Here is a 17,065-nt window from a genome sequence, read left to right as displayed (position 1 = left end):
CTCGACAGGCGAGGGGCGCTGGGGGAGCGGCCTGCGCAGGGCGCGGACCGCTCCGAGGAGAGCTTAGCTCTTGGAGCCTGCGGTTCCCGCGGTGCCGACCGATCCGGCGGTGCCGCAGAAGGTGCCGACGGAGCCCGCGGTGGCGGCGCTGCCCCATGTGGCGCCCGACTGTGTCGAGCTGTCGGCGCCGAGCGGTGTCGATGCCGCGCCCGCCGAGCCCACGGTGCCGCCGCAGGCGAAGGTGCCGGCGGTGCCGCAGAACGTGCCCGCGCTGCCGACGCTGCCGGCGGTGCCGACGGTGCCTCCGGCCTGGGTCGAGCTGTCGCCCATGCCGCTGCCGCCGAGCGGCGTCGAGGCGGCGCCCGCCGAGCCGACGCTGCCCACGGTGAAGGCGGATCCGGCGGTGCCGCAGACCGAGCCGAGGCAGCCACCCGTGCCGACGCTGCCGGCGGTGCCGCCGGCCTGGGTCGCGTCGCCGCTCTGTGCCGAGATCGGGCCGACGCTGCCGACCGAGCCGCAGGGCAGGCAGGGCGGGGGCGGAGGCATGGTCGCGACGGTGGCGCAGGGTGGAGGCGGCGGCGGGGGCGGTAGGGTTGCGACGGTCCCGCAGGGCGGAGGCGGCGGCAGCGTGGCGATCGTGCCGCACGGGAAGCATGGCGCGGGCCGCAGGCTCGCGATGGTGACCGAGGTGGCGGCGGCGCCCTGGGGGCCGCCGCCGCCCAGAGGCGTCGATGCCGCGCCTCCCGAACCGGCCGTGCCAGCGGTCGCAAAGGTTGCCGCGGTGCCGCAGACGCTGCCCACGGAGCCCACGGTGCCGACCGAGGCGGCGGTGCCTCCGGCCTGGGTCGAGGATGCCATCGTTGCGGCGGAGGTTCCTGCTTGCTGCATGGCCATTTCCAATGCTCCTATCTGATCAATGGTTGAGGAAAGTCGGGTCTTGAAGTCCGTGAGTGTGAGGTCTGAAAGGCCAAGCTCCTTCAGATCCGCGGCCTTGGCGGATTTCAGTTTTTCATAATATTCGGGGTCATTGCGGGCCCTGAGGGCGAGGTCGGCGAGGATGAGCGCGGTCTCGTCTGGGCCGTCCGAACCGTTCGAAGCGGAGTCGTCCTGTGGTTTGTCAGCCAAAAGAAAAACCTCCCAAAGTTGCAATTAGAGAATCAATACAACGTAGAGTTGTTATACCGCAAACATGCTCAATTTGGAACCGTTCTGTGCCTGATCGGGCGGTCCGGAGCCTTGAAAGCGACGAGCCGGAGCGGCAGTCGGCTCATCGCAGCTGCAGAAGCTGCGCCGCGCGGTGGGTGTCATAGATCCGCTGGATGTATCGGCCTGTGGGGCGCTGGCGCAGGGGCTTGTAGATCTCCTGCATGAAGACCGGGCAGCGCGCCTCGAGCGGCAGCATGCCGTGATACCCTTGTGCGAGCACCATCGGCGCCAGCGAGGCGGCGGTGGCGAGATCGGCGAAGGTCAGCGTCTCGCCCACCAGGTAGCGCCGCCCGTCGGAGAGCCTCGCGTCGAGCCTGTCGAAGCCGGCGTGGATGGTCTCGAGCGCGCTGTCGGCGACGCTCTGATCGAGTTTCAGCCCCTTGTACATCAGGCTGCGGATCACCGGAAAGGCGAGGCGCAGGGTAAGGGTTTCGTACCAAGGCACCCCGGTGGTCAGAGACGGCCAGACCACGGGCTTGTATTTCAGCAGGTTCCAGTAGGACCACTGCACCACCGCGGTGCCGATGCCGAACCGGGCGTCGTGTTGCAGCGTGTCGACCTCCTTCCAGCGTTCGGGCTCGACCATCTTGTCGGGCCAGAGCCGTTTGTCCGGCGCGGCCTTAAGCTCGAGCTGGTCGAGGATGGCCTGAATGCCCGCGGATTTCGTTCCGCGATCGGCCGAGACCAGCAGCGGGTAGCCCTCCGCGCTCACGCCCCAGCTCTTCAGGGCCAGCACGTGAAAGATCGGCGCGTGGGGGCGCTCGCGATAGGCCACCCCGTAATGGCTCAGAAGCCAGCGCCCGAGATCGACATCGGTGGAGGGCAGCAGGGTCACGAGCAGGGGCTGGGACATGGCGGACCTTCAGTCGTAGAGCAGGTGGAAGTGCTGCGGATGCGGGGTGCCGCCGGTGTCGATCTGCCCGGCGGGCCCCTCGGCGCGGCGCAGGTTGGGCTGGGCGATGAGCGGTTTCAGGATCGCCGGGATCACCGCCTTGTTGATTGCCGCCCCAAAGCAGGTGTGCATGCCGTAGCCCCAGATGATGTAGTCCTCCCACGGGCGGTCGGTGCGGAAGCTGTTCGGGTCGGAAATGCGGTAGCGGTCGAACATCGCCGAGAGGGTGGCGGCAAAGACGATCTGGCCTTTGCGGATCTTTGCTTCGCGCAGGGTCGAGCGCGCCACCACCGTGTCGTGCAGGGCGCGGCGATAGATCACCGGGTTGTGCGGGTTGAAGCGTAGCGCCTCCCAGATGAACTGCTCGAAGACCGGATCGTTCGAGCGCGCAGCACGCTGCGCCGCCGCCAGCTCCTCGGGACGGTTCAGAAGCTCGTCTAGGGCGAGGCAGCAGGCCTTGGAGATCGTGGGGATCGCCCCGATCAGCAGCCCCAGCAGGTTGTTGCGGATGCCGAGATCATCCATCCCCGGCGTGCCAGCGCCCTGCAGTGCGAGGCAGCGGTTGAGGATCTGCGGCCGATCATCGGGGGCGGCCTTGCGGTCGGCGATGGCACTGTCGAGATAGTCGCGCAGCCCCGCGGCACAGCGCATGGCGCGGGTGTCGAGCTCTGGATCGGCGGGCAGGTCCTCGAACAGGTACCAGAACAGGACGGTGGTCCAGTCCTGCATGGTCTCGCGCTCTCCGCCGACACCGAAATAGGTGTCGGTCATGTCCCACGGCACCTGCAGGAACAGTTCGGGCACCGCGTCGATGCGACCGCCGGCGGCGGTGACGATCTCGTCGGCCAGCTGTGCCGCGCGCGGCAGCACCACCTCGGCCACATCCGGGCGGCGGGCGGCGAGGCGCATGGCCGAGGTGTCGCGGGTGTAGTCCCAGCCGGGCTGCATCCCGAGAAAGAAGTTTTCGCCCCCGGTCAGCTTGCGCATGCGCGGGCCGTAGACGACCTCGAAATCCGCGTTGCGGTTGAGCACGTCGATGCAATCCTCGTGGCGGGTAACAACGGCGGTGCCGGTGTTGTCATAGGCCTTCATCAGCACCGCCTTGAGCGACAGGTTGGGCCAGAAGGCGCGCAGCACCGCGAAAACCTTCTCCTGCGTGGCGGCGGCGGTGAAGAACGGCGCCAGCGCCGCCTTGCCGCCCTTGGCGAAGACGCCGGCCCCCTTTGCGATCAGCCAGACCAGCGCCGCCAGCCCCTCGGCCATCACCATGACGAAGCGGGCGAGGGTGGTGAGACATCCTTTCAGCCGTGCCAGCATCAAAGCGCCCTCACGTCGGATCGACGATGCCCATCGCGATCATCCGCAGAGCGATCATCGAGGGCACGAAGAAATAGTCGCCGCCGCGGCATTCCACGAAGGTCTTGAGCCGCGTCATCATGTAGGGCGGCTTGCCGCTCTTCGGGTCCGACGGGATCGTGTGGCGGGTGTGGTGGTCGTGGCGGCCCAGCATCGGGCAGGTGTTGTTGCCTTGGTGAAAGTCGAGCCCGTACTGGATCCATTGCTGCTGCACGAACTCGAACTGCCGGAACAGGTCGACCCCCATCACCATCATGATCACCCCCTGTTCCGAGGCGTCGTCGCGGGGCTCGAAATTCGGCGGCCCGTAGGGCAGGCCGCGGCGCAGCACCCGGCGGCGCTTGTTGAGGGCATGGGTGGCCTTGGGGTTCTCGAATTGCTTGCCGGTCTCGGGATCGATGCCGAACTGGTTCAGCGGATCGAGGTAATCGCGGGTGTTCATCCGCCGCATATGCGCGCCGCCGGGGCACTTGAAGCCCGCCATGTCGTCGGCATAGCGGAAATCCGAGGCCGCGGGACTGCGGATATAGGCAAGGTTCTTCTCCCAGGCGAGCGGGGTCTTCAGCATGGCCCCCGTGTCGTCGCGCCAGCCGAGCTTTGTCCCGAGGGCGATCCAGTCGTCGTAGCCGGGCACCACCGCCAGAGGCACGCCGTCCGACCAGCGGCCGCACATCTTGGCAAGGATGGTCTCCTTGGCCTGCGGCAGGTCCACGCCCATGGTCTCGGCGTATTGCGCGGCCTCGGCGTCGACCACCTCGTGGAAGCTCGCGACGTTCTCGTGCAGCTTGCGGTAGGCCATGAAGGTGCCGTTCTGCATGAATTCTGGCGGCATCGCGGTGGGCGGCAGCTCCTGGCTTTCGCCGGGATGGCCGAGGATGAACTCGCCCGGTTCCAGCGGCTCCCAGTCGCCGCCCATGCGCTTGCCGCGCCCGATCAGCGCTGTCTTCTCCTTTTCGGGCGGGTACTGGCCCTTGAAGACCGGGTCGCCGATGCCGTCGGTGAAGCCGAAATGCTCGCGTGCGGTGGGCAGGGCGAGACCCTCGAAATCGTCGAACACCGCCGAAGCCGCCTGGTAGGGCTGATCGCCGGCCTTGCCATTGGCCTCGATCAACTCGACACCGCTGCCGGTGAGCGATTTCAGCCACGCGGTCTTGGCCTCGAGCTCCGGGTGCGGCTGTTTGAGCCGCGCCAGCCCCTCCGGCGTCTCGGGGTCGGCGCCGCCAAGATCGGGCTGGGCGTTGAGGGTGACGAGGATATGCACGTCCTCGGCGCCGCCCTTGCCCTCCTTGCGGTTGCCCTGCCAGATCGGATCCCAGTCACGGTCCCAGTCGGGATCGTCATCGGCGGTTCTGGTCGGATCGCGGTCGCCCAGCATGGAGGCGCGGCTGCGCATCCCCGAGATGAACACGTCGGGCATGCCCTGAAGCGTCCGGTCCGGCACCTCGAGCCAGTAGAGCCCCATGAAGGTGAAGGCGATGTTTACGGTGCACTCGGGCTTGTCGGCCTCCTCCGGCCAACGCGCCGAGGTGGTCACCTGCTTGCGCACCGCATCGACGAAGGCGCGCCCGGCGGCGGGGTTGCGGATGCGGAAGAACAGGTAGCGCGCGAAAGGGAAGGAGAAGCGCCCGTAGGCGCGGGTGACGTTGCCCTGGATGTCGTGCAGGTTCAGCTGATCGGCCATGACTCCCCCTCCCTTACAAACCGGCGCGCGGCTGCGGCGCACTGTCCGAGATCACGCCCGGCTGCTGTGTCGGTCCGGAGACGTCGCCCGGCGCGTGCCGTTTCAGGAAATCGCCGAAAGCCGCCTGCAACGCCTCGGGCCGGGCGTGCTGGTTGGCGGCGATGAAATCGGCAAAGGCCTGCTGGGTGTAGAGCGCCTTGAGCACGGTCGGCAGGTCATCATGGCTGGCCGGGGGCAGCGGTTTGGCCCCGTTCGCGAGCGCGAAGCGTACCGAGATCAGGAACGCAAGCGCCGTGAGCGCCAGCGCCACCAGTGCGAGCCCCAGTGTGTTCATGCCAAGCACATGGATCACCCCGAAGATCCGCAGCACCAGTGCTGCCAGCGCCACCACCGCCGGGATGCCTACGGCGGCGATCAGCCCCTTCAGCGGCAGCGTGTTGAAGGCCGGGAGCGAGAGGTAATAATCGTGGTAGGGCATCGTCGTCTCGACATGGCAGCGCTCGAGATAGGCGCCGAAGGCGGCGCCGCTGTCGGTGCCGTCGAAGCCGTGGCAATTGCCGAAGATCGCCTTGATCTCCTCTCCCATCGTCTCCCAGAGTGTCTGGGCATAGGCCAGCCGCACCTTGCGCTGCTCCTCCGGGCCGAGGTTCGAGGGAAGGGGATCGCCCTCCTTCGCGATGGCGTCGATATCGGCGGTGAAGACGAGATAGGCCGAGCGCAGTCGGTCGACCTTGCCCGGGACGATGGTGTTGACGCCCTTCACCGTGGCCACCAGCGCATCCTGCGCGCTGCGGCCGTTGTAGACCACGTCATCAAGGACGAACATGCGGGCGAAGTGATTGCGGCTGTTGCGGGCAAAGGGCGCGGCGAACTTGGTCTTCTGCGTCGCGGGGGTCTGGTGCGCCGGGGGCAGGCGGGCAAGCTCGATGCGCACCTTCTGCTTGTAAGAGACATCGCCATGCGGTCCGCCGCGCCGGATCGGGATCAGGTAGGTCAGAAACAGGTGTCCGGTGTCGAGATCTGCCATGTCATGCCCCCCGCTTGGCGGTGAAACACGCCTGTGCTGCTTCGACATAGGCCAACCGGTTGACGTCGGCGCGCTCGGTGTCGAGGCTGGCGACCGGTCCGAACCCGGGATCGCCGAGATCGTTCTGGATCTCGAGATAGGCGGCGTTGAACGCCTTGACGAAGGCCTCGGGCGTGTCCTTGCCATGGGCCTCGGCGAGGCCGAGCACCTGGTCATAGACCTTGAGCGCCGATTTGATATCGCGCTGCGCCGAGCCGGGCGTGGCGTTGTAGTAATAGTCGGTGCCGATCTGGTTGTAGGTGATGTAATCCTTGAACGGCGTGATCGGGATCGAGAGCGGGTACTTGCTGGCGGAGTACCAGAACAGGTTGAGACCGTTCGGGATGCCGTCGGAAAAGGCGTCGATATACTGGTCCCAGGTGCCGTTGAAATTCGAGCAGAACAGCATGTAGTCGTTGTCGAGGCTCTCCTTGCCCTGACCGAGATCGGGCCACTGGTCGCGCTTGACGATGACCCATCGGGCGAAGTGGATGAGAGACAGTCCAAGCAGACCCATCAGGTTCGAGGGCAGGCCGCGCGCCGCCATGAAGAGCAATCGGTTGATCCAGGTGACGGCCGGGCGACTGGGGGTCACCACGTTCATCGCATAGGCTTTTCCCGCGACGTTCGACATGGGGGCCCTCCAATGGTTTGGGTATAATTTACGTAAGGTCAAATCACCTATAGAGTGTATCAAGACGCAACGGGTCGCCTTGAGTCAAAGGATATTTTTCGCGGCGGCGCAGCAATGCGGCACCGGCTTGGTGGACTCCAAATCGCTTGTCGGGCGTGATTTCAGTAAGTCCGTGGCCGTTCGGACAGGCGTCTCGGCCTTGGCGGCGGACCGGCAAGATCTTGTCAAATAGATATATTCATGCGCAGGCCCGTGCGTGAGAGGTGCCGTGCGGCCACGCGGCGCGGGTCTTTGACCTGGTGCTTTGCGGCGAGCGTTCGTGGCGGTTAGGCTGGAGCGTAGAGATCCCGCGCAACTCGCCGGGGCACAGGCAAGGACCGTCCGCATGAACCCTGCACCCGTACTCCTGCTGATCATCGCTGCACTTGGTCTCTCGGCCTGCGGCGTGCCCTTCGTGCCGCTGATCTGACCACGGCGCGGGGGCCCGCCGCGACGCCGGACATTCCCCATCCGCTTCGACAGAAACCCGGCCGCACGCGCGCCGGGATGGGAGTGTTGTGGCTCGCGTGACATGCCCGCGCGACCTCGCGATCGACAGACCTATGTCGTGCCGAGACGCGGGGAGGGGCCGCGAGGCACGGTGCAGGCATTTCGGCCGTGAAATATTTCGAGACTTGAAATGTTTCAGTTGTCGAACTAATTCGCAGCGGGAAAGGGGACCGCCCATGCCGACTCTCGCCGACCGCCTTCTCGATCCGTCCGGAGGCCAGCTCCCGCAAGAGCTGCGCATCCTGTTCGGGCATTTCGTGCTGTCACACGCGCTCGACGAGCAGATGGATCACTGCTAGGTGGCCAGCGCGCTGACCAAGCCCGAGCGCAAGCTGATGATGCATCTGGGCGTGCCGCGCCGCATGGGCCAGCTTGCCGAGGACCTGAACACCCAGCCCTCGACGGTGACGGCGGTGGCCGACCAGCTCGAGGCCAAGGCAATGGTGCTGCGTGAACGCGACCCCGACGACCGGCGCGCCTGGCAGCTTCGCCTGACCGAGGCAGGGCAGGAGGCGCGAAGCGATCTGATCGAGCGGATCGTTGCGCAGTTCCGCGAGCTCTCCGGCCTGAGCCCCGACGAAATGACCCAGCTCGCCACGCTGATGGACCGCGTGGCTGAGCGTATCCTGCAGAACGGACTGCCGAAGGGATTTACCCTATGACCATCTTCTCCCGGTTCCCCCTCGCCGCCGCCGCGGTGACGATGATCCTCGCCTCGTCGCAGGCAGCGCTCGCCCAGACCGAGCCGCAGCCCTCGCTGCGCCCGGTGAAGCTCGCCGTGGTCGAGGCCGGCACGCAGGAGCTCACCCGCCAGTTCTTCGGCAAGGTGGTGGCGCGGCGCACGGTTGATCTCGCCTTTCAGGTGGGTGGCCAGATCGAGCGCTTCCCTGTCGTCGAAGGCAGTTCCATCGAGCAGGGCGCGCTGATCGCGCAGCTCGACCTTCGCCCGTTCCAGCTTTCGCTTGACCAGGCGCAGCTGCAGAAGGAGCAGGCCGACCGCAATCTCGAGCGCCTCAACAAGTTGCGCGGCAGCACGGTCAGCGAGTCGGCTCTCGACGATGCAGAAACCCAGTCCGGGCTGACCCGGATCTCCGTCGACAACGCACAGATCGCGCTCGACGATGCGACGCTTTACGCGCCGTTCGACGCGCTCGTCGCCTCGCGCATGGTCGAGAACTACACCACGATCTCGGCCGGCACGCCGGTGGTGCGCCTGCATGACATGTCCGAGATCCGGGTCGAGATCGACGTGCCCGAGGTGCTGATCCAGAAGGCCGACGTGGCCGACGATGTGAGCGTGCTGGCGCGCTTCCCGTCCTCGCCCGAAACGTACCAGATGACCGTGCGCGAGCTGAATGCCGAGACCTCGGCCATCGGGCAGACCTATCGCGCCACCTTCGGCATGGCCCCGCCAGAGGGGCTCGACGTTCTGCCGGGCTCGTCGGTGACGGTGATCGCGAGACTGAGCCGCGGCGAGCCGCGCATCGAGATCCCGGCGGCAGCGGTGCAGATCGCCTCGGACGGGTCCACCTTCGTGTTCCGCTTCGACCCGAAGGGCGCCGCAGAGGGTACGCTCACGCGGCTGCCTGTGACGGTCGAGCCGACCGACGATGGCGGCGTGGCGGTGATCGAGGGGCTGCAATCGGGCGACGAGATCGTCGTCGCCGGGGTCAGTGACCTTACCGACGGCATGAAGGCGCGCCGCTTCGTCGGCTTTGGCGAGTGAGGGCAGGGGTATGACCACCATTGCACGCGGCTCGATCGAGCGGCCGATCTACACGTGGATCCTGATCCTCATCCTGTTCTTCGGCGGCATCTGGGGGTTCTTCTCCATCGGCCGTCTCGAAGACCCGGCCTTCACCATCAAGAACGCCGTCATCGTCACCCAGTATCCCGGCGCCTCGGCCGAGCAGGTGGCGACGGAGGTCTCGGAGCCGCTGGAATCCGAGATCCAGAAGATGGGCGAGCTGAAGACCATCACCTCGGTCAACCGCCCCGGCGTCTCGACCATCGAGGTCGAGATCAAGTCGACCTATGACGGCACCGAGCTGCCGCAGATCTGGACCGACCTGCGCAACCGGGTGGGCGATGCGCGGCTGCCCTCGGGCGCCGGTGCGCCTTACGTCAACGACAGCTTCGGAGACGTCTACGGCCTGTTCTATGCCATCACGGCCGATGGTTTTTCGGATGCCGAGAAGCACCGGCTGGCGATCTTCCTGCGCCGCGAGTTGCTCGCGGTGGACGGGGTGGCCGATGTCGAGACCGCGGGCCTGCCCGACGAGGCGATCTTCGTCGAGCCCGACATCGCCCGCGCGGTCAACCAGAACATCCCGCCCACCGCGCTGGCCTCGGCAATCTCGGAGGCCGACAGCGTCTCGCAAGCCGGCACGCTCGAGCGCGACGGCTCGCGTACGGTGATCCAGCGCCCTCAGGGCGAGGACACGGTCTCGGCCATCGCCGGGCTCACGGTGGGCGTGCAGGGCGAGATCATCAACCTGATCGACCTCGCCGAGGTCTATCGCGGGCGGCAGGACAACCCCGATCTGATCATCCGGCAGAATGGCCACGAGGCCTTCACGCTCGGTGTCGCGGGGCTGTCCTCGGAGAACATCGTCGAGGTCGGCGAACGGGTCGACGCCAAGCTCGCCGAGCTCGACAAGGACATTCCGCTCGGCGTCGAGATCACGCCGATCTACCAGCAGCACGTGGTGGTGGACGAGGCGTCGAACGCCTTCCTGCTCAACCTTGCCACCTCGGTCGCCATCGTGGTCGTCGTGCTGGCGCTGGCGATGGGCTGGCGCGCGGCGGTCGTGGTGGGCGCGACGCTGCTGCTGACCGTGATCGGGACGGTGTTCTTCATGGCGATCTTCTCGATCGAGATGGAGCGCATCTCGCTCGGGGCGCTGATCATCGCCATGGGGATGCTGGTCGACAACGCCATCGTGGTGGCCGAGGGCATGCAGGTTTCGATGCTGCACGGCAAGCGCGGCCCGGCGGCGGCGGACGAGGCGACGAAGAAGACCCAGGTGCCGCTGCTCGGCGCCACGGTGATCGGCATCATGGCCTTTGCCGGGATCGGCACGAGCCCCGACGCTACCGGCGAGTTCCTGTTCTCGCTCTTCGCGGTCATCGGCATGTCGCTGATGCTGTCGTGGATCCTCGCCATCACGGTGACGCCCTATCTTGGCAACAAGCTCTTCGTGACCAAGGACGAGGGCGACCACGATGCCTATGGCGGGTTTTTCTTCCGCCTGTTCGGGCGCACGCTCGACCTCGCGCTGCGGCTGCGCTGGCTGGTCGTGGTGGGTCTGATCGCGCTGACGGCGGTGTGTTTCAACGCCTTTGCCAAGCTGCCGCAGCAGTTCTTCCCCGACAGCAACACGCCGCTGTTCTTCGTGCACTACAAGCTGCCGCAGGGCGCCTCGATCGCCAAGACCTCCGAGGATCTGAAGGTGCTCGAGGGCTGGCTCGCGGAGCGTGACGAGGTGGTCGCGACGACCACCTTCGTGGGACAGGGTGCGACGCGCTTCATGCTGACCTATCAGGCCGAGAAGGCGAACCCGTCCTACGGCCACATCATCGTGCGCACCGCCACGCTCGACGAGATCCCGCAGCTCAAGTCCGATCTTGATGCCTTCGGCGCCGAGGCCCTGCCGCAGGGCGAGATGCGCACCAAGCGGCTGGTCTTCGGCCCCGGTGGCGGCGATCCGGTGGCGGCGCGGTTCTCCGGGCCCGACCCGGAGGTGCTGCGCAACCTTGCCATCGAGGCGCAGGCGGTGATGAAAGAGGCCAGCGACAAGATCACCACCACCCGCACCGACTGGCGCGAACAGGAGTTGGTGCTGCGCCCGCGCTATGCAACCGACCGGGCGCAGGCGGCGGGGATCAGCCGCGACGACGTCTCGAAGACCCTGCTGACGGCCACCGACGGCACGCAGGCGGGCACCTATCGCGAGGGCGAGCGCCTGATCCCGATCCTCGTGCGCGAGGATCCCGACAGCGATCTGACCCTGATGGACCAGGTGATCTATTCCAGCGCGGCGGAATCCTTCGTGCCCATCGAGCAGGTGGTCGACGGCTTCGAGTTCATCCCCGAGAACACGCTTGTGCATCGCCGCGACCGCGTGCTGACCATCACCGTGGGCGCCGACATCGTCGACGGCGTGACCGCCGCAACGGCCTTTGGCGAGGTGCGCGGCGCGGTCGAGGCGATGGAGTTGCCGCTGGGCTACAAGCTCGAATGGGGCGGCGACTACGAGAGCTCGAGCGAGGCGCAGGCGGCGCTCGGGACCCAGCTTCCGGTCAGCTTCCTGATCATGGTGCTGATCTCGATCCTGCTGTTCAACGCGCTGCGCCAGCCGCTGATCATCTGGCTGCTTGTCCCGATGTCGGTCAACGGCGTGGTGCTGGGGCTTGGCCTTACCGGGCTGCCTTTCAGCTTTACCGCGCTGCTCGGCCTGCTGTCGCTGTCGGGGATGCTGATCAAGAACGGCATCGTGCTGGTCGAGGAAATCGACCTGCTGCGCGAAGAGGGCGAGGCGCTGCGCCCGGCGATCATCCGGGCCTCCACATCGCGCCTGCGCCCGGTGGTGCTGGCGGCGGCGACGACGATCCTCGGCATGGCGCCGCTGCTGGGAGACGCGTTCTTCGTGTCGATGGCGGTGACGATCATGGGCGGTCTGGCCTTCGCCACCGTGCTGACGCTGGTGGCTGCCCCGGTGCTCTACTACATCTTCTTCCGCAGGGAAGAGCGCCGCAACGTGGCGGCGCGCGAGGCAACCGCCTGACAGATACAAGAACGGGCGGCGGATCAGATCCGCCGCCCGTCGCAGTCAAGGGCCGGGTGCCGTCCGGATCTCGGGCCTCAGGCCGGCAGCGGGCGGGCTGCGGGATCGCGCGGCGCCCGCAGTCCGATCAATGCCACCAGTGCCAGCAGCGTCAGCAGCGCACCGGTCGCGAGGAAGGTCGTGGCATAGCCCAGCGAGGCAATCAGCGGCGTTGAGGCGAAGGGCGAGAGGAACTGCCCAAGAAAGATGCTCGTGGTGATGGCGCCAGCCGCCAGCCCGCGGCGATGCGCAGGTGCGATGCCCACGGCGAGGCCGAGGAAGGTCGGCATCAGCAGGCCGCCGCCGGCTCCGATGAAGGCCGCGCCCAGCAGGGTCAGGCCAAAGCTCGGGGCGATCCCGAACAGGTAGAACCCGGTTGCGAAGCCCATGAAGCCGAGTGCCGGGGTGCCCGAGCGGCCCAGCCGCATCCGGACCTTGCCGAAGAACAGCGAGACAATGCCGCCGGCCAGCGTCATCGCGCCCATCAGCATGCCGGCGGCCTGTGGCTCGGGATGACCGATCGAGGCGAGGAAATAGGGCGCCTGTGTCGGCAGCAGGTAGAAGCAGACGAAGCACAGCCCGGCCAGCAGGATCACCAGCACCAGCGTGGCCACCCAGTTGGCCTCGCCGTCGGAGGCGGCGGGCTCGACCTGCGATGCGCTGCGGTCGGATTTCTCCAGCGTCAGCATCATGATCGGCAGGTAGACCAGCGCGATGCCGTAGATCGCGAAGGGCGCAAGGGGCGTGAAGGCGGCCAGCCAGCCGGCCAGCATCAGCAAGATGAGGCCGCCGAAATTGGTTGCCGCGATTTGCAGGCCCATGAAGTTGCCGCGCTTCTCGCCCTTGAAATAGTCACCGATCAGCGCTGTCTGGGCGGTCATGATCATCGCCACGGCAACCCCGAGGAACAGTCGGCTGAACAGCACCAGCTTGAGGGTCGGCAGGTAGAGACCGGCGGTGCCGGCGATGGCGAAGAGCGCCACGCCCGCGAGAAGCTGAAGGCGGCGGCCGAAGCGGTCGGCCAGCGCGCCGGCGAAGGGCGCGAGAATCGCCACCATCAGCGAGGGCGCGGTGACCAGCAGGCGCGCCAGCAGCGCGGCGTTCTCCTCGTCGGCGAAGCGCGCCTCGATGCCCGGCAGGGACGGGCTGATCAGGCTGTTGGAGAGGATCGTCAGCGACGCGGCCAATAGCAGCGCGACGGCCCGGGAATCCTTGAGCAAGCTCAACATCATATGGTCTTTCGGTTGGACCGCCGAAACTCACGGCGCCCGGCCCCGGCCAGGGTCCGCAGCAGTTCCGTGCAGGCATGTCGACATAGAGAAACCCGCGAACGCCGAAAATCATCGGGAAGAGGCGCGCGGGCAGTTGATTACATTTTTCTAATTCTGTAATTGGCGAAAACCGATGCGTCAAGGAGGAGCGGCGTGCCACGGACAGGTCTCAGCCCGGAAGAAGCGCGGCAGCGTGCCGTAGAGATCGCGGTTGCCCGGATCCGTGAAAACGGGTTCGTGAAGCTGCGGCTGGCGGATGTGGCGCGCGAGATGGGCGTGAGTCACGCAGCGCTTTACGCGCATTTTCGCGACAAGGCGGCGCTGCTCGACGCCGTGACCGAAAGCTGGCTGGTCGATGCGCGGGCGCGCACCGCCGCGATCTGTGGCGGCAGTGCGCCGCCGGCGGAGCGCATCGAGGACTGGTTCGTCGCGCGCTACCGGATCAAGAGCGCTCGCGTGCGCACGGATCCCGAGATCTTTTACGGCTTCAACGAGGCGACGGCCGGCGAGCGCCCGGTGATCCGCGATCACATGCTCCGCCTGCATCAGGAGCTTGCGGGTTTGCTTCGCGAAGCCGGCCTCGGCGCAGAGGCCGAGGCGACGATGCTCGAAGAGGCGCTGGCGGGATTTCTGCACCCGGCGCTGATCGGCCCGGGGCCGAAGCCAGAGCGCGAAGACGCGCTCCGGCGATTGCTCAAGGTGGTGCTGGCCGGTCTGGCCGCGTCAAAGGAGGGCGGTGGGGCCTAGGCCGCGTCGAGGCGCTGTCCGGATTCGCCGTCGAAGTAATGCAGCTTCGCGCGGTCGTAGCCCAGCGGCAGGGTCTCGCCGGAGCGCAGCGGCACGTTCGGCGCGAGCCGTGCCGAGACCTCGTGCTCTCCCAGCCGGCAGATCGCGATGGTGTCAGAGCCGAGCGGTTCGTAGATGTCGACCACCGGGCTCATCGCGCCCTGACCGGGCGCCGCGAGCGCCAGATCCTCGGGCCGCACGCCGACGTCGAGCCGTGTGCCATCGCGCGCCGCGACCTCACCGAGTTCCAGCGTGCCGCCCTTCATGCGCAGCACCGGGGCCGCGCCCGAGCGGTCGAGCTCGCCCGAGAACACGTTCATCTGCGGCGAGCCGATGAATTCGCCCACGAAGCGGCAGTTCGGGCGCTCGTATAGCTCCATCGGCGGGCCTTCCTGCACGATGTGGCCGGCCTTCAGGACCACCACCTTGTCGGCCAGCGTCATCGCCTCGGTTTGGTCGTGGGTGACGTAGACCGTGGTGGTGCCGAGCATCGCGTGCAGGCGCTTGATCTGGGTGCGCATCTCGACCCGGAGCTTGGCGTCGAGGTTCGACAGCGGCTCGTCGAAGAGGAACACCGACGGCTCTCGCACAATGGCACGGCCCATGGCGACGCGCTGGCGCTGGCCGCCCGAGAGCTGGCCCGGCTTGCGGTCGAGATAGTCGCCGATCTGCAGGATGCCCGCCGCCTCCTCGACCTTGGGGGCGATATCAGAGGCCTTCCAGCCGCGCATCTTCAGTCCGAAGCCGATATTCTCGCGGATCGTCATATGCGGGTAGAGCGCGTAGTCCTGGAACACCATGGCCACGTCGCGGCCCTTGGGTTCGATCTCGTTGACCACGCGGCCCCCGATTCTCAGCGTCCCGCCCGAGATCTCCTCGAGCCCGGCGATCATCCGCAGCATTGTCGACTTGCCGCAGCCCGAGGGCCCGACAAAGGCGACGAACTCGCCCTCTTTCACGTGCAAATCAACACCATGGATCGCGCGATGCGCGCCATAGTTCTTGACGATGCCCTCCAGCTGGATCTCTGCCATGTGGTCCTCCCTGACCTGCGGCCCCGGAATTCTGGGGTTGTATTATCGATATTTGTGATGTTATCGATATTGATAATGGACGACAAGGGCAAAGCCGCAAGGCGCCGCCCGACGGGAGGAGGATCGGCACAGGATGGCCGTGGAGAGTTTCACCAGCATGACCGTGAGCGATGTCACGCCGCGCCGCACGAGCAAGCGCAGCCATGCGCTGTTCGAGGCGCTGGAGAAGGAGATCGTGCTGGGAACTCTCAAGCCCGAGCAGGCGCTGACCGAGATGGATCTCGCACAGCGCTTCGAGTGCAGCCAGGGCACGGTGCGCGAGGCCTTGATGCGGCTCAACGAGGAGGGGCTGGTGAACCGCCTGCCCAATCGCGGCACCACCGTCGCGCCGTGCCATGCCGACGACGCGCGCGCGCTGTTGCATGTGCGCCGAGAGGTCGAATGCTCCTATCTCGACCGCGTGGTGGCCCGCGCCGACGCGATGCTCGAGCGTGATCTGCACGACCGGCTCAACGCCATGCGCAACGCCGCCCGCGACGGCGACGAGTACCGGCTCTCGGTCTTCGACCGCGCCTTCCACCGGCGCCTGTTCGAGGCCGCCGACCTGCCCTTGGTGGCGCCGATCCTGACCCGCTGCCTGATCCACAACCACCGCTTCAAGATCCTCAACGCCCAGCCCAATCGCGAGCTGGAGGCGACGGCGGAGCGCCACGTACCGATCCTTGATGCGTTGGCCGAGCGGGATGTCGAGACGCTGCGCGAGCTGCTCTCGCACCATATCGCCACGATCGTCGATTTCGGGCCCGACCTCAGCAACACCGGAGAAAGCGCATGAGCGCGCCCACCGCCAATATGCGCGCCGTGCTCGAGCGGCTGGCGCAGGAGGATGCCGGGCTTGGCGACCCGACGCTGATGCCGCCGCAGCACGCCCGCGCGCTGGCCGAGCTGACCAACCAGCGCTGGAACGCAGAGCTGCCAGAGATGGCCGAAGCGCGCACGGTGATGCATGCCGGGATGCCAGCCCGCTGGGTGGTGCCGGCCAACGACACCGGCACCGAGGCGATCCTGCACGTGCATGGCGGAGGCTGGGCGCTGTGTTCGCCGATGACCCACGAGGGTGCGTCGCGGCGCATCGCCGAGGCCTGCGCCTGCCCGGTGCTGACGGTGGATTACCGCCTCGCGCCAGAGCATCCATATCCCGCGGGTCTCGACGACATTCTTCGCGCGTGGAAAGCCCTCGAGCCGGGCCGGCGCTGGAGCATCGGTGGCGACAGCGCTGGGGCAAACCTTTCGCTCGCGGCAATGCTGCGGCTGATCGACGAGGGCGCCGAGCTGCCGGCCTGCGGGCTGCTGTTCTACGGCGTCTACGGTGCGGATTTTGACAGCGACAGCTACATCAGCAACGCCGAGGGCCCGGGCCTGACCCGCGCCAAGATGATGCGCTACTGGGACTGGTACGTCTCCGAGCCCAAGCGCGACGCGCCCGCCGTGGCACCTCTGGCCGCCAGCGACGCACAGCTCGCCGCGCTGCCGCCGCTTTACTTGAACGCCGCCGAGCTCGACCCGCTGCTCTCGGACACCGAGGCGCTGGTCGCGCGGCTCCGTGCGCTTGGCCGCGACGATGCATACGAACTGATCGCGGGTGTCGTGCACGGCTTCATGCAAATGGGCTCTGCCCTGCCGGAGGCGCGTGACGCGTTCACGCGGGCGGGCGAGGTCTTTCGCAGGATTGCCGCTCCGTAGGGGCGGAAACACAGGGAGGAA

The 17,065-nt window shown here is 67.0% G+C and carries 15 protein-coding genes; 7 read left to right on the top strand and 8 right to left on the bottom strand.

Features of this window, described 5'->3' with window-relative positions:
* Nucleotides 1-63 precede the first annotated feature (63 nt).
* The 6 genes from JF542_RS05640 to JF542_RS05615 form a co-directional block, all read right to left on the bottom strand.
* Entirely contained in the window at nucleotides 64-894 is an 831-nt protein-coding gene (locus JF542_RS05640) for a hypothetical protein (protein WP_207075064.1), read from the bottom strand.
* Between the two features lie 373 nt (nucleotides 895-1,267).
* A complete protein-coding gene (locus tag JF542_RS05635; protein WP_207075063.1) occupies nucleotides 1,268-2,059 on the bottom strand; it encodes a glutathione S-transferase C-terminal domain-containing protein in 792 nt (263 codons plus the stop codon).
* A 9-nt stretch (nucleotides 2,060-2,068) separates the two neighbouring features.
* Nucleotides 2,069-3,415 carry a cytochrome P450 gene (locus JF542_RS05630; RefSeq protein WP_242533603.1) on the bottom strand — a complete coding sequence of 449 codons (1,347 nt, stop codon included), beginning with the start codon at nucleotides 3,413-3,415 and terminating at the stop codon, nucleotides 2,069-2,071.
* A gap of 10 nt (nucleotides 3,416-3,425) precedes the next feature.
* Nucleotides 3,426-5,135, bottom strand: a complete 1,710-nt coding sequence (locus JF542_RS05625; RefSeq protein ID WP_207075062.1) for a Dyp-type peroxidase — start codon at nucleotides 5,133-5,135, stop codon at nucleotides 3,426-3,428.
* A gap of 13 nt (nucleotides 5,136-5,148) precedes the next feature.
* Complete coding sequence (locus JF542_RS05620) at nucleotides 5,149-6,162, bottom strand: hypothetical protein (protein WP_207075061.1); 1,014 nt, start codon at nucleotides 6,160-6,162, stop codon at nucleotides 5,149-5,151.
* Nucleotide 6,163: 1 nt separating this feature from the next.
* On the bottom strand, nucleotides 6,164-6,835 hold the full coding sequence (locus tag JF542_RS05615; RefSeq protein ID WP_207075060.1) for a hypothetical protein: 672 nt from the start codon (nucleotides 6,833-6,835) through the stop codon (nucleotides 6,164-6,166).
* 725 nt (nucleotides 6,836-7,560) lie between these two features.
* Between JF542_RS05615 and JF542_RS24505 the strand changes: the two genes are divergently transcribed.
* The 4 genes from JF542_RS24505 to JF542_RS05600 are packed head-to-tail and all read left to right on the top strand — an operon-like array spanning nucleotide 7,561 to nucleotide 12,171.
* Nucleotides 7,561-7,683 (top strand): hypothetical protein, encoded by a 123-nt coding sequence (locus JF542_RS24505; protein WP_277988576.1) that lies wholly within the window; start codon nucleotides 7,561-7,563, stop codon nucleotides 7,681-7,683.
* The gene (locus tag JF542_RS05610) at nucleotides 7,684-8,046 is read left to right on the top strand and encodes a MarR family transcriptional regulator (RefSeq protein ID WP_207075059.1); all 363 of its coding nucleotides are present in this window, start codon (nucleotides 7,684-7,686) and stop codon (nucleotides 8,044-8,046) included. It abuts the gene before it with no gap.
* Nucleotides 8,043-9,110 carry an efflux RND transporter periplasmic adaptor subunit gene (locus JF542_RS05605; RefSeq protein ID WP_207075058.1) on the top strand — a complete coding sequence of 356 codons (1,068 nt, stop codon included), beginning with the start codon at nucleotides 8,043-8,045 and terminating at the stop codon, nucleotides 9,108-9,110. The genes JF542_RS05610 and JF542_RS05605 overlap by 4 nt, the downstream gene beginning before the upstream one ends.
* Nucleotides 9,111-9,120: 10 nt before the next feature.
* Nucleotides 9,121-12,171 carry an efflux RND transporter permease subunit gene (locus JF542_RS05600; RefSeq protein WP_207075057.1) on the top strand — a complete coding sequence of 1,017 codons (3,051 nt, stop codon included), beginning with the start codon at nucleotides 9,121-9,123 and terminating at the stop codon, nucleotides 12,169-12,171.
* Between the two features lie 77 nt (nucleotides 12,172-12,248).
* Here the strand turns inward: JF542_RS05600 and JF542_RS05595 are convergent, their stop codons facing one another.
* On the bottom strand, nucleotides 12,249-13,439 hold the full coding sequence (locus JF542_RS05595) for an MFS transporter (protein WP_110740114.1): 1,191 nt from the start codon (nucleotides 13,437-13,439) through the stop codon (nucleotides 12,249-12,251).
* Nucleotides 13,440-13,634: 195 nt separating this feature from the next.
* On the opposite strand from JF542_RS05595, the gene JF542_RS05590 reads away from it, so the two are divergent.
* Nucleotides 13,635-14,228, top strand: coding sequence for a TetR family transcriptional regulator (locus JF542_RS05590; protein WP_207075056.1), 594 nt, complete (start codon nucleotides 13,635-13,637; stop codon nucleotides 14,226-14,228).
* Here JF542_RS05590 and JF542_RS05585 read toward each other — a convergent pair.
* A complete protein-coding gene (locus JF542_RS05585) occupies nucleotides 14,225-15,301 on the bottom strand; it encodes an ABC transporter ATP-binding protein (RefSeq protein WP_207075055.1) in 1,077 nt (358 codons plus the stop codon). The genes JF542_RS05590 and JF542_RS05585 overlap by 4 nt on opposite strands.
* A 133-nt stretch (nucleotides 15,302-15,434) precedes the next feature.
* Between JF542_RS05585 and JF542_RS05580 the strand changes: the two genes are divergently transcribed.
* Both JF542_RS05580 and JF542_RS05575 read left to right on the top strand, forming a co-directional pair.
* Nucleotides 15,435-16,136, top strand: a complete 702-nt coding sequence (locus JF542_RS05580) for a GntR family transcriptional regulator (RefSeq protein WP_007802878.1) — start codon at nucleotides 15,435-15,437, stop codon at nucleotides 16,134-16,136.
* The gene (locus JF542_RS05575; RefSeq protein WP_207075054.1) at nucleotides 16,133-17,044 is read left to right on the top strand and encodes an alpha/beta hydrolase; all 912 of its coding nucleotides are present in this window, start codon (nucleotides 16,133-16,135) and stop codon (nucleotides 17,042-17,044) included. Before JF542_RS05580 ends, JF542_RS05575 begins: the two co-directional genes overlap by 4 nt.
* Nucleotides 17,045-17,065: the final 21 nt, after the last annotated feature.

It is taken from the genome of Salipiger bermudensis (genome assembly GCF_017309175.1).
GTDB lineage: Bacteria > Pseudomonadota > Alphaproteobacteria > Rhodobacterales > Rhodobacteraceae > Salipiger > Salipiger bermudensis.
Note: the sequence above shows the minus strand (reverse complement) of the source record. Positions and strands in the feature narration are given on the sequence as shown.